We start from the raw sequence: 12853 nt of genomic DNA, 5'->3' as shown, positions 1-12853 counted from the left end.
TCACGCACGGCTATCCTGGTGCCGGTCATGGCTTCTCAACCTTCCCCGCTCGGCGCCCTGCGCGCTCGCCTGCCCGAATTGATGTCGCGCGACGAGCACCGCCTCCGGCGCCGGCTCGACGGTGCCCGGAAAGCGCGGAACGCCGAGTCCGTCGCCGCCCAGCTCGAGGCCGACATCGAGGCCGCCGAGCTGCGGGTCACCCGCAGGCGCGACGCCGTCCCGAAGATCTCGTTCCCCGAAGAGCTGCCCGTCAGCCGGCGCAAGGACGAGATCGCCGCCGCCATCCGTGACCACCAGGTGGTGATCGTCGCGGGCGAGACCGGGTCCGGGAAGACGACCCAGCTGCCGAAGATCTGTCTCGAACTCGGCCGCGGCATCCGGGGCCAGATCGGGCACACGCAGCCGCGGCGGCTGGCCGCGCGCACGGTCGCCGACCGCATCGCCTCCGAGCTGAACACCGAGCTCGGCGAGGCCGTCGGCTACAAGGTCCGGTTCACCGACCACTCCGGCCAGGACACGCTGGTCAAGCTGATGACCGACGGCATCCTGCTCGCCGAGATCCAGACCGACCGGATGCTGCGCCAGTACGACACGCTGATCATCGACGAGGCGCACGAGCGCAGCCTCAACATCGACTTCATCCTCGGCTACGTGAAGCAGCTCCTGCCGCGCCGCCCCGATCTCAAGGTGATCATCACCTCGGCGACGATCGACCCGGAGCGGTTCTCCAAGCATTTCGACAACGCGCCGATCGTGGAGGTCTCCGGCCGGACCTATCCGGTGGAGGTCCGCTACCGGCCGATCATCGACCCGGACGACCCGGACGCCGACCAGGATCGTGACCAGACGCAGGCCATCTGCGACGCGGTCGACGAGCTCCAGCACGAGGGCCCCGGCGACATCCTGGTGTTCCTCTCCGGTGAGCGGGAGATCCGCGACGCCGCGGACGCGCTGTCCAAACAGGACCTGAGGAACACCGAGATCCTGCCGCTGTACGCGCGGCTCTCGTCCTCGGACCAGCATCGGGTGTTCCAGCGCCACACCGGGCGCCGCGTCGTGCTCGCCACGAACGTCGCCGAGACGTCGCTGACCGTGCCCGGTATCAAGTACGTCGTCGACCCCGGCACCGCGCGGATCTCGCGCTACAGCCACCGCACCAAGGTGCAGCGGCTGCCGATCGAGCCGGTGTCGCAGGCGTCGGCGAACCAGCGCAAGGGCCGCTGCGGCCGGACGTCCGACGGTATCTGCATCCGGCTGTACTCCGAGGACGACTTCGACGCGCGGCCCGAGTTCACCGATCCGGAGATCCTGCGGACCAACCTCGCGTCGGTCATCCTGCAGATGACCTCGCTCGGCCTCGGCGACATCGCGGCGTTCCCCTTCGTGGAGCCGCCGGATCGCCGTCAGGTCACCGACGGTGTCCAGCTGCTGCAGGAACTCGGCGCGTTCGAGATGTCCGACGGCAAGAAGCTCACCGAGACCGGCCGCAAGCTCGCGCAGCTCCCGGTCGACCCGCGGATGGCGCGGATGGTGCTGGAGGCTTCGCGCAACGGCTGCGTCCGCGAAGTGATGATCATCGCCGCCGCACTGTCCATTCAGGACCCGCGCGAGCGGCCCGCGGAGAAACAGCAGGCGGCGGACGAGCAGCACGCGCGGTTCGTGGACAAGACGTCGGACTTCCTGGCGTACCTGAACCTGTGGGAGTACGTCACCGAGCAGCAGAAGGCGTTGTCCGCCAACCAGTTCCGCCGGATGTGCCGCAACGAGTACCTGAACTACCTGCGCATCCGCGAATGGCAGGACATCTTCAGCCAGCTGCGTCAGCTGGCCAAACCGCTCGGCATCACCCTCAACACCTCCGGCCCGGTCGATCCGCAACGTGTGCACACGTCGCTGATCGCCGGGCTGTTGTCGCACGTTGGTCTCAAGGATCCGGCCAAGGGCGACTATCTCGGCGCACGCGGGGCGCGCTTCTCGGTCTTCCCGGGATCGGCGCTGTTCAAGAAGCAGCCGCGGTTCGTGATGTCGGCCGAGCTCGTCGAGACCTCGCGCCTGTGGGGCCGGGTGAACGCGCGGATCGAGCCGGAATGGGTCGAGCCGCTCGCCGGGCACGTGGTGAAGCGGAACTATTCGGAGCCGCACTGGGAACGCAAGCAGGGCGCGGTGATGGCGAAGGAGAAGGTGACGCTGTACGGCGTCCCGCTCGTCGCCGACCGCCGCGTCAACTACGGCCGCATCGATCCCGAGGTGAGCCGCGAGCTGTTCATCCGGCACGCGCTGGTCGAGGGTGACTGGGAGACCCGGCACCACTTCTTCCGCGAGAACCGCGCGCTGCTCGACGAGGTCGAGGACCTGGAGAACCGGGCCCGCCGCCGCGACATCCTGGTCGACGACGAGACGCTGTTCGAGTTCTACGACCAGCGCGTCCCGGCCGACGTCGTCTCCGCGCGGCATTTCGACAGCTGGTGGAAGAAGGCGCGCCACACCGAGCCCGACCTGCTGAGCTTCGAGAAGACGATGCTCATCAACGAGACCGCGGGCGGCGTACGCGAGGCCGACTACCCCGACTTCTGGACCCAGGGCGGCCAGACCTTCAAGCTCACCTACCAGTTCGAGCCGGGGGCGGACGCGGACGGTGTCACGGTGCACATCCCGCTGCCGGTGCTGAACCAGGTGACCGCGGACGGCTTCGACTGGCAGGTTCCCGGCCTGCGCGAAGAGCTGGTGACGCAGCTGATCAAGTCGCTGCCCAAGGCTCTTCGGCGGAACTTCGTGCCGGCGCCCGATCACGCGAAGCTCGTGTTGTCGCGGGTCGGCCCGGCCGACGGACCGCTGCTGCACGTCGTCGCCGACGAGCTGGAAGCGTTGCGCGGGGTGGTGATCCCCGACGACGCCTGGCAGCTGCCGGCGGTCCCCGAACATCTGAAGATGACCTTCCGCGTGGTCGACGTCCGCGGCAAGAAGGTGTCCGAGGGCAAGGACATCGAGGCGCTCAAGCGGGACTTGAGCGGCCAGGTGCGCGCGACGATCTCCAAGGCCGCCGACAGCATCGAGCGCGAGGGCCTGACGACGCCCGCGTTCGGCGAGCTGCCGAAGGTGTTCGCGAGCAAGCAGCGCGGGCACGACGTCAAGGCGTATCCCGCGCTGGTCGACGAAGGCGGTTCCGTGGCGGTGCGCCTGCTGGACACGCCGGGCCAGCAGGAACAGTCGATGTGGGCGGGCACGCGGCGGATGCTGCGGCTGAACATCCCGTCGCCGATGAAGTTCATCACCCGCAACCTCGGCAACTCGTCGAAACTCGTGCTGAACCGGAATCCGCACGGCTCCGTGGCTGCGTTGCTCGAAGACTGTGTGGACTGCGCGGTCGACAAGCTCGTCGCCGACAACGGCGGACCGCGCTGGGACGAGGCCGGCTTCGCGGTCCTGCTGGAGAAGGTGCGTGCCGGGCTGAACTCCGGGGTGCTCGACGTGCTGACCAACGTCGAGAAGATCCTGCGCGCCGCGAACGACGTCGAAACGCGCCTGGCCGACACGCGTGGCCCGAAGGACTCGCTCGGGGATATCCGCTCGCAGCTGGATGGTTTGGTGCACAAGGGTTTCGTCACCGAGACGGGGCAGGACAGGCTGAAGCACGTCGTCCGGTACCTGCGGGGGATCGAACGGCGGCTGGAGAAACTCCCGACCGAGCCCACGCGCGACATCCAGCGCACCGGGGACATCGCGTGGCTCCGCAACGAGTACCAGGCGGCGCTGGACGCGTTGCCGCCGGGCACTTCCTCGCCCGCGCTGCGGGAGATCCGGTGGATGATCGAGGAACTTCGGGTGAGCTTCTTCGCCCAGACGCTCGGTACCGCCCACCCCGTCTCGCTCAAGCGAGTGATCAAGGCCCTGGACGACGCCGCGGCCCCCCGCAATTAGTCACCTACTTGCGACGCTTCGCGAGTTGCGCCCCCAATCACGCGAGTTACGCCTTCAATCACGCGAGTCGTCCGTTCAATCACGCGTGTCGTCCATCTGATCACGCGAGTTCGCCATCTGGTCACATGTGATCCGTGGCCTGGACGCGGGACTCGCGTGTTTGGGGCCGGAACCCGCGTGATTGGGGCCGGGACTCGCGTGATTGAGGGCGTAACTCGCGTGATCAGGCGGCGAACTCGTGTGACTGAATGGACGACACGCGTGATCAGACGGACGACACGCGTGATTGGGCGGCGAACTCACTTGATGGGGCGGAACTCGGGTGGGCGGGTCACTTAGCGTCGGCGTAGGTGTCCACGGCGGCGATGTGCAGCGGGAACCGGACCGGGCAGGCGGGACCGAAGAGCATCCGCGCCGCCTCGGTCATGCTGTCCACAATGGACTGGGAGACCTCGTCGGCGAACTCGGCCGGGGTGTGCACCAGTACCTCGTCGTGCTGGAAGAACACCAGGTGCGCGGGGGAGGGGAGCCTGCTCCGCAGGGTCGCCAGCAGGACCGCGGTCATGTCCGCCGCACTCGCCTGCACGACGAAGTTCCGGGTGAAGCGCCCCCAGTTGCGGGACGCCTGGCGTGCCTTCAGCTCGCCGGCCTCGTCCTCCGCGACGCCGCCGGTGAGCGCGCGCCAGGCCTCCGACGGCGCGGGCGATGTCCTGCCGAGCCGCGAGCGGACGCGCTCACCGCGTTCCCCGGCCTGCGCGGCACGCTCCACATAGGACACCGCATCCGGGAACCTGGTGCGCAGCAACGCCAGCAGTGGTCCCGCCTCGCCGGACGTGCCGCCGTACATCGCCGACAGCATCGCGATCTTCGCGCGGTCCCGGTCGTCCCTGTCGTCCCACGCGGGCACCGGCACGCGGCGCACACCGGAGAACATCGCCTCGGCGAGGCTCGCGTACAGATCCGTGGCCGCGGCGACCTCGGCCAGTTTCCGGTCTCCGGACAACGCCGTCAGCACCCGCGGCTCCAGCTGGGCGGCGTCGGCGACCACCAGCTTCCAGCCAGGATCGGCCCGGACGCAGGTCCGCAGCATCTTCGGGATCTGCAGCGCGCCCCCGCCCCGGCTCGCCCAGCGGCCGGAAACGACCCCGCCGACGACGTAGTGCGGGCGGAACCGGCCGTCGTGCACCCACTCGTCGAGCCACGTCCACCCGTTGGCCGAATGCAGCCGCGCGAGTTCCTTGTACTCCAGCAGCGGCGGGACGGCGGGGTGGTCGATGTCGCGCAGCAGGTACTTCCTTGCCGACGAGATCTCGATGCCCTCCCGGCCGAGCGCCCGCACGACGCTGGCCGGGGCGTCCGGATTGACCTGGCGCCCGCCGAACGCGTCGTTGATCTTCGCCGCCAGCTCGACCAGCCGCTTCGGCCGGTGCCCGGCCGGGACACGCGGCCCGAGCTGCTCGGCGAGCAACGCCAAATGCAGGTCGGCTCGCCAGGGCAGTCCGTCGGCCGACATCTCGGCGGCCGCCAGCGCGCTCGCCGACTCCGCCGCGAAAAGCAACCGGAGCCGCTCCGGACGCTCGGTGAGGGCGACCCGCTTCTCCTGCTCGGCCAGCACCCGGCGCGCCGCGTCGAACACCGTGACGCCGGAGGGCAGCCGCGGGCCGCGCGCCTCGAACAGCGTCGGCTGATCTTCCTCGGCCCAGAGCGGCGGCTCGTCGGCGGGCGCCTCCTGCCCGTTCGCTCTGGCCAGCGCGGCACGCAGGCTTCGCGACTCCTGCGGGCGGCCTTCGTGGGCCAAGAGCAATCCCTCGGTCAGCGCCAGGTCATGGCAGCGCCGCACCCGGACACCCGCCTTGATCAGCGCCGGATACGTCCCTTCGACCGACGGGAACACCCACCGGGGTGAGTGCTCCGCCTCCAATCGCCGTACTTCACCGGCGAACTCCGGGAGCTTCATCCCGCGCCGCGGCGGCTGCCCGGAAAAAGCGATCGCGAAGTCACCATCTTCCTCTTGACCTGCGATCGCCTGCACACTCACATTGTGGTGGTTCCCTCCGACATTTCTGTCACCAGACGGTTAGTGCGCCTGCGCTATCGGTCGGCTACTGTCGAGTAGCAACCCATACCGCCGGTACGTGCCGGTGGCATGGTGTCTCGCCGCAGCAGCAACGGAGGTGCCCGGATGAGAAACCCCACCGGCCTCGCCACCCTGGTGGCGGGCAAGGTGACCGAGACCGTGCGCAGCATCGACGTGATGCGCCAAGCGGGCCTGCTCCCCATCCCGCGGGTCGACGAAGGCCTGCGTTCGCTGGTCATGGTGCGCAAATGGGGTCCGTTCGCCGGCGCGAACATGATCGCCGCCCGCCGGGACCCGACCGCGACCGGCATCATCGACGAGCTCGGCCCGCTGACCTTCAAGCAGCTCGACACCCAGTCGAACGCGCTGGCCAGGGCGTGGTCGGAACGCGGCCTCGGCCCGGGTTCGGTGATCGCCGCGTTGTGCCGCGACCACCGCGGTCTCGTGCTGACGATGCTCGCCTCGGGCAAGCTCGGCGCCAAGCTGCTGCTGATGAACACCGGGTTCGCCAAGCCCCAGCTCGCGGACGTCGCGAAGCGAGAAGGCGTCACCGCGCTCGTGTACGACCAGGAGTTCACCGGCCTGCTGGACGCGGTCGAGGGCGACGTCGACCATTACCTCGCGTGGGTCGATTCGGACACCGCCCGCCCGGCCGGCGTCCCGGTCGTCGCCGAACTGGTCGCCAGCACCGACGACCGCGCGTGGCCCGCGCCCGCCAAACCCGGCGGATTCATCCTGCTGACCAGCGGTACCACCGGGACGCCGAAGGGCGCGCCGCGGCCGCATACCTCCGCGCTCGCCTCCGCGCAGTTCCTCGACCGCATCCCGCTGCGGACCGGCGAGGCGACCTACATGGGAGCGCCGCTGTTCCACGGCACCGGGTTGTCGCAGTTCATCCTGTCGTTCGCGCTCGGTTCGAAGGTCGTCATGCGGCGCAAGTTCGTGCCGGAGGAGACGTTGCGCGGCGTCGCGGAAAACCGCTGCACCACGCTGGTCCTCGTGCCGACGATGCTGCAGCGGATCGTCGACCTGCCCGAGGAGGTCCGCGCCAAGTACGACACCTCGTCCCTGCGGATCATCTTCGTCGCCGGCTCCGCGCTGTCACCGGATCTGGGGAACCGCGCGACCGCCGCGTTCGGCGACGTCGTGCACAACCTCTACGGCTCCACGGAAGTCGCGGTCGCGACGGTCGCGACCCCTGAGGACTGGCGCAAGGCGCCGGGCACGGTCGGCCGCGCGCCGGTGGGCTGCAAGGTCGCGCTGTACGACGAAAAGGGCGGCAGGATCACCGAGCCGCACGTCACCGGCCGGGTGTTCGTCGGCAGCGGGCTCAGCTTCCAGGGCTATACCGACGGCCGCAACAAGGAGATCATCGACGGGCTGCTCTCCAGCGGCGACGTCGGCCATTTCGACGAGGACGGCCTGCTGTTCATCGACGGCCGTGACGACGAGATGATCGTCTCCGGCGGCGAGAACGTCTTCCCGATCGAGGTCGAGAACCTCCTGGTCGAACGCGAGGACGTGATCGAAGCCGCCGTCGTCGGGGTCGACGATCCCGAGTTCGGGCAGCGGCTGAAGGCTTTCGTGGTGCGGGCCGAGAAGTCGGAGCTGGACGTCGACGGCGTGCGCGAGTACGTCAAGGCCAACCTCGCCCGGTACAAGGTGCCGCGCGAGGTGGAGTTCCTCGACGAGCTACCGCGCAACGCGACCGGGAAGGTGCTGCGCAACAAGCTGCACTGACGCGACGGCCTCGTGAGTGGTAAGGACGGTTCTAACCGTCCTTACCACTCACGAGGCGATCAGTACTCCCAGTCGATGCCGAACACGCCGGGGCCGAAGTCGAGCGCCACGGCGTGGACGCCGTTGCCCTGGTCCGGTTTGAGTTCCTTCCGGTCCCTCGGCCCCGCCGAGGCGCCGTGCGCGCTGTACTGCCAGCATTTCGCCGGCACGGTGCCCGGATCGAACCGGACCTCCAGCAGGTACTCGCGCACGGGACGCCGGAACTCGCGGTAATGCGTGTTCCGGCATTCCGGGTACGGCGGCCCGGGGTTGGTCAGCGAGTACTCGATCAGATGCGTCTCGCCGCGGTCGATGGGCCGGTCGAAGAGCAGTTCGGCCACCGTGAGCCCGTGCTCGTCGTCGACCTCGGCGCGGCCGACGTGACAGTTGCGCAGCGTGTTCAGCACCGGCGGCCCGGCCTCCGGATCGCCCTGGGCGTAGACCAGCAGCCAGCGGTCCTGCCCGTCCGCGCCCGCCTGGAACACCGCCCGCGCGGTCACCGCGCGTTGCCCGCCGTCCTCGGCGATCTCGCACAGGTCGTGCAGGCCGACTAGCTTCAGCTGATGGTGCTGTTCGAGCGCGTTGGGCGCGCCGACCTTCTCCAGCAACGCCTGGAGCGCTTCGAGCGGGAAGGTCAGCGGCTGCTCGGTGGTCGCCCGGCTGCGGCGTGACGACGCCCCGCGCGGCCGCGGCGGCGGCAGCAGGCTGAGCAGCGAACCGGCGGGGATCGCCAAAACCTCTTCGAGAACCCGGACCGCGGACAGCGAACTCTGCCGTTCCGGCTGACGTTTGCCCGACTGCCAGTAACTCAGCGCGGTCACGCTCACCGACGCGCCGCGCGCGAGCAGCCGGGCTTGGATACGGTCGAGACTGAGGCCGCTGGTGGCGATGGCCGATCTCAACGCGGTGGCGAACGCGGTACGCGGCTGATCTTCATCGTCCGTGGTCACTCGGTCCGCCGCGCTCCCCGCCACCATATGCTGCCCGACCGCCCCCGTCTGCCGTTCCCTGACACCGCCCGGTTGATAACAACACGAATAACTTTAACAGTCAGAGGTAACGCTTCAGGGGCGCCTTCTGCCAGGCGAAAACGACTTTCCGGACGAGCGTCGTTAGTCCGGATGGCCTAGTACTGGTAACTGTGAATCATTGCCCGTCCACCTGGGCACCGGCTTGCATGGCTCTCAACACGATCATCCTCCCGGGTGATCCGCACGGCGCGGCAGGAAGGGAACCAGTGAGCAAGTCCCGGAAGAACCTGAAGTCCCGAAAGACCCGTAGCGGCCTCGTGGCGGGAGTCGCCCTCGCCGGTGTGACCGCGGCGGTCGCCACGTTCGGCGCGGGTGCGGCCAACGCCGAGCAGCAGGGTGAGATCCGCGGCGCGGGTGCGGCCAACGCGGTCGGCGGCAGCTACATCGTGGTCCTCAAGCCCACCGCGGTCGGCCAGGGCATCGCCGCGGCGCACGAGATCACCGCGAACGTGGCCGCCAAGGCGCAGGGCCTCACCGGTCAGTACGGCACCACGCTGTCCCGCACGTTCGGCTCGGCGCTGAACGGCTTCTCGATCAAGGCCGACGAGGCCGCCGCGAAGCGTCTCGCCGCCGACCCGCAGGTCGCGTACGTCGTCCAGAACAAGACGTTCAAGATCAGCGAGACCCAGGACAACCCGCCGTCGTGGGGCCTGGACCGCGTCGACCAGGCCGACCTGCCGCTCGACACCAAGTACACCTACCCGACGAAGGCCGACAACGTCACCGCCTACGTCATCGACACCGGTGTCCGCGGCTCGCACAAGGACTTCGGTGACCGCGCGACCGGCGGCAAGGACTTCGTCGACAACGACGACACCCCCAACGACGAGCACGGCCACGGCACGCACGTCGCCGGCACCATCGGCGGCACGGACCACGGTCTGGCCAAGGGTGTCAAGATCGTCGGCGTCCGCGTGCTGGACGCCAACGGCAGCGGCACCACCGAGGGTGTCGTCGCCGGTGTCGACTGGGTCGCGGCGAACGCCAAGGGCCCGTCGGTCGCCAACATGAGCCTGGGCGGCGGCGCGGACGACGCGCTGGACGCGGCGGTCAAGGGCGCCATCGACAAGGGCGTGACCTTCGCGCTCGCGGCGGGCAACGAGTCCTCCGACGCCGGCACCACTTCGCCCGCCCGGGTGAAGGAGGCCATCACGGTGGCCGCCAGCGACAAGACCGACAAGCAGGCCAGCTTCTCGAACTACGGTTCGGTCGTGGACCTGTACGCGCCGGGTGTCGACATCACCTCGACGTGGGGCACCGGTGACGACGCCACCAACACCATCAGCGGTACCTCGATGGCCGCGCCGCACGTCGCCGGTGCCGCCGCGCTGTACCTCTCGGCGCACCCTGACGCCACCCCGGCCCAGGTCGCCGAAGGTCTGGTCGGCGCCGCCGCGGACGGCAAGATCAGCAACCCGACCGGCGGAACGGCGAACAAGCTGCTCCAGGTCAAGTAAGACCCTCGCGGACAAGCTGCCCCCGGCGAACTCCAGGCGCCGGGGGCAGCCCCGTGTCCAAGGGGATCCCAGACTTGTTACCAACGGGTAAGCTCCTGCCCATGGTCCTGCGGAAGAACATCCTGATCACCGGGGCGAGCTCCGGACTCGGCGAGGGAATGGCCAGGCAGTACGCCGCCAGAGGCCGCAACCTGGCGCTGGCCGCCCGCCGTGTCGACCGGCTCGAAGCCCTCGCCGCGGAGCTCAAGAAGGCGTACCCCGGCATTACCGTGGTCACCCGGAAGCTCGACGTGAACGACCACGACCAGGTCTTCGCCGTCTTCGAGGAGTTCCGCGAGGAACTCGGCTCACTCGACCGCGTGATCGTGAACGCGGGGCTCGGCAAAGGCCAGCGGATCGGCACCGGCCGGTTCGACGCCAACCGCGAGACCCTCCAGACGAACTTCCTCGCCGCGGCCGCCCAGATCGAAGCCGCCGTCGGCATCTTCCGCAAGCAGAAGAACGGCCACCTGGTGGTCGTTTCCTCCTTCCTCGCGCTTCGCGGTGTGCCCGGCAACGCCACCGCGTACGCCGCCTCGAAGGCGGGTATCTCGTCGTTCGCCGAGGGCACCCGGATCGAGCTGCTGAAGACACCGATCAAGGTCACCACGCTGCATCCCGGGTTCATCGAATCGGAGATGAACGAAGACATCTCGAAGCTCCCGGGTGCCGTCAGGGCGGAGCCCGGCGCGCAGGCGCTGGTGAAGGCGATCGAATCCGAGACGGCGAAGGCGTTCGTGCCGACGTGGCCGTGGAGCGTGCTTTCGAAGCTCTTCCCGTTCGTCCCGGCTCCCTTGCTGAAGAAGTTCGGATGACGGTCGCCGAAGACAAGACCGTCGAGGTACGCGAAGAGGACTCGTTCGACTCGGCCGCGGTGCACGCCTGGCTGGCGGGACGGGTGCCCGGACTCGGCGACGCGCCGCCCGAGGTCCGTCAGTTCCCCGGCGGCGCCTCGAATCTCACCTACCTGCTGACCTATCCGGATCGCGAGCTGATCCTGCGGCGCCCGCCGCTCGGGCACAAGGCCGCGTCCGCGCACGACATGCGCCGCGAGTTCCGGGTCCAGCAGGGGTTGCGGCCCGTCTTCCCGTACGTGCCCGAGGTGCTCGCCTTCTGCGACGACGAAACCGTGCTCGGCGGCGACTTCTACGTGATGGAACGGCTCGAAGGCCTGATCCTGCGCGGAGATCTGCCCGCCGGCCTCGACCTGCCGCCGGAGGGCGCGCGCGAGCTGTGCGGCAAGGTCGTCGACAGGCTGGTGGAGCTGCACGCCGTCGACGTCGAGGCCGCCGGGCTGGCCGATCTCGGCAAGGGCGCCGGTTACGTCGAGCGCCAGGTGCGCGGCTGGTCGGAGCGGTTCCTCAAGGCACGCACGGAGAACGTCCCGGACTGCGCCGAGGTGATGGCGTGGCTGAAGGAGAATCAGCCGTCCGAGGTCAGGATCTGCTTGATCCACAACGACTACCGGCTCGACAACCTGGTGCTCGACGACGCTCTCGACATCGTCGGCGTGCTCGACTGGGAGATGGCCACCCTCGGCGATCCGCTGATGGAACTGGGCAGCACGCTGGCGTACTGGGTGCAGGACGACGATGACGACGTCATGAAGCTCAGCCGCCGTCAACCGACGCATGTGCCGGGGATGTACACGCGTGAGGAGTTCGTGCGGCGGTACGCGGAACGCTCCGGCCTCGAAATCGGCGGCTGGACGTTCTACGAGGTGTACGGCCTGTTCCGGCTCGCGGTGGTGATCCAGCAGATCTACTACCGTTTCCACGAAGGACAGACGACCAACCCGGCGCTGAAGGACCTCTGGCAGTTCGTCGGCTACCTCGACGGACGCTGCCGCCGGATCATCCGAGGAGGACACGCGTAGATGGGCGCGATCTATCTGGTCCGGCACGGGCAGGCGTCGTTCGGCGCGGAGAACTACGACCAGCTCTCTCCGCGTGGCTTCGAACAGTCCACTGTGGTCGGTGAGGAACTGCTGCGCCGCGGTGTCGAGTTCAGCCAGGCGCGGTCCGGTTCCCTTGCCCGCCAACGGGACACGGCCGCGACGGCGTTGAAGGTCCTCGGCTCCGGGATCGCCGTCGTCGAGGACGAGCGCTGGAACGAGTACGACCACGTCGAAATCGCGAAGTACCACGCCGCCGGTGTCCAGCAGACCGATTCGCGGGCGTATCAGGCCGCTTTGGACGGTGCCCTGAACGCGTGGGTCGCCGCCGGGGCTTCCGGTCCGTGCGCGGAAACCTGGCCGCAGTTCCTGGACCGGGTCAAGGGTGCGCTGGCCGATGTCGTGGCGTCGCTGGGAAAGGGCGAGCACGCCGTGGTCTTCAGCTCCGGCGGCGTGATCGCGACGGTCTGCGGCGCGCTCATGGGCACGCCGGAAGCGGGGCTGCTGAAACTGAACCGGGTCACCGTGAACGCGGGCATCACCAAACTCGTGTCCGGCCGCGGTGGGGTGACCATGTTGTCGTTCAACGAACATCCGCATTTCGAGGCGGAAGCCGCACAATTGCTCACTTATCGCTAGTGTCCCGCACCGGAATGTG

General features: G+C 68.8%; 8 protein-coding genes. 6 read left to right on the top strand and 2 right to left on the bottom strand.

The window, feature by feature from the left end; all coding sequences use genetic code 11:
- The first annotated feature begins 27 nt into the window (after positions 1-27).
- The gene (hrpA, locus tag ACZ3HL_RS16445; protein ID WP_465531765.1) at positions 28-3918 is read left to right on the top strand and encodes an ATP-dependent RNA helicase HrpA; all 3891 of its coding nucleotides are present in this window, start codon (positions 28-30) and stop codon (positions 3916-3918) included.
- A gap of 331 nt (positions 3919-4249) precedes the next feature.
- On the opposite strand, the gene ACZ3HL_RS16440 is transcribed toward hrpA, so the two are convergent.
- A complete protein-coding gene (locus ACZ3HL_RS16440; RefSeq protein ID WP_465531763.1) occupies positions 4250-5956 on the bottom strand; it encodes a bifunctional 3'-5' exonuclease/DNA polymerase in 1707 nt (568 codons plus the stop codon).
- Between the two features lie 144 nt (positions 5957-6100).
- Here ACZ3HL_RS16440 and ACZ3HL_RS16435 point away from each other — a divergent pair, with 144 nt between their 5' ends.
- The gene (locus ACZ3HL_RS16435; RefSeq protein WP_465421631.1) at positions 6101-7735 is read left to right on the top strand and encodes an acyl-CoA synthetase; all 1635 of its coding nucleotides are present in this window, start codon (positions 6101-6103) and stop codon (positions 7733-7735) included.
- A 59-nt stretch (positions 7736-7794) separates the two neighbouring features.
- Here the strand turns inward: ACZ3HL_RS16435 and ACZ3HL_RS16430 are convergent, their stop codons facing one another.
- The gene (locus ACZ3HL_RS16430; RefSeq protein ID WP_126735509.1) at positions 7795-8751 is read right to left on the bottom strand and encodes a hypothetical protein; all 957 of its coding nucleotides are present in this window, start codon (positions 8749-8751) and stop codon (positions 7795-7797) included.
- Between the two features lie 260 nt (positions 8752-9011).
- On the opposite strand from ACZ3HL_RS16430, the gene ACZ3HL_RS16425 reads away from it, so the two are divergent.
- The 4 genes from ACZ3HL_RS16425 (at position 9012) to ACZ3HL_RS16410 (ending at position 12834) form a co-directional block, all read left to right on the top strand.
- Positions 9012-10262 carry a S8 family peptidase gene (locus ACZ3HL_RS16425; protein WP_465531761.1) on the top strand — a complete coding sequence of 417 codons (1251 nt, stop codon included), beginning with the start codon at positions 9012-9014 and terminating at the stop codon, positions 10260-10262.
- A 101-nt stretch (positions 10263-10363) separates the two neighbouring features.
- A complete protein-coding gene (locus ACZ3HL_RS16420) occupies positions 10364-11116 on the top strand; it encodes an SDR family oxidoreductase (protein ID WP_126735513.1) in 753 nt (250 codons plus the stop codon).
- Complete coding sequence (locus ACZ3HL_RS16415; protein WP_465531759.1) at positions 11113-12177, top strand: phosphotransferase family protein; 1065 nt, start codon at positions 11113-11115, stop codon at positions 12175-12177. Before ACZ3HL_RS16420 ends, ACZ3HL_RS16415 begins: the two co-directional genes overlap by 4 nt.
- Positions 12178-12834, top strand: coding sequence for a histidine phosphatase family protein (locus ACZ3HL_RS16410; protein WP_465531757.1), 657 nt, complete (start codon positions 12178-12180; stop codon positions 12832-12834). It abuts the gene before it with no gap.
- Positions 12835-12853: the final 19 nt, after the last annotated feature.

The organism is Amycolatopsis sp. NPDC000009 (assembly GCF_055563465.1).
This window is presented reverse-complemented; position numbering and strand designations above follow the sequence as displayed.